Raw genomic sequence first — 256 nt, 5'->3', positions numbered from 1 at the left:
CAGACAATTCATCAGTTCAGTACGTCCGGAACCGACCAGTCCGGCAAAGCCTAATATTTCTCCCCGGCAGACGCTAAATGAGATATCCCGGACCTTTTTTCTGTCACGACTGGTGACGTTCCGCACCTCAAAAACCGTTTCGTGCGCAAGGTTGCTGACATTCTCCTTCATCGCGTTAAAACGGTTTTGCAGTTCGCGGCCTACCATCAGACGGACGATATCGTCATTTGACACATCGCTTACTATGCCGCTGCAA

The 256-nt window shown here is 50.4% G+C and carries 1 pseudogene; it reads right to left on the bottom strand.

From position 1 onward, the window contains the following. A pseudogene (locus SB756_RS32275) lies at window positions 1-234 on the bottom strand (D-xylose ABC transporter ATP-binding protein); the annotation flags it as partial. Window positions 235-256: the final 22 nt, after the last annotated feature.

This window comes from Pseudomonas sp. SIMBA_068 (genome assembly GCF_046534705.1).
GTDB classification, from domain to species: Bacteria; Pseudomonadota; Gammaproteobacteria; order Pseudomonadales; family Pseudomonadaceae; genus Aquipseudomonas; species Aquipseudomonas putida.
Note: the sequence above shows the minus strand (reverse complement) of the source record. Positions and strands in the feature narration are given on the sequence as shown.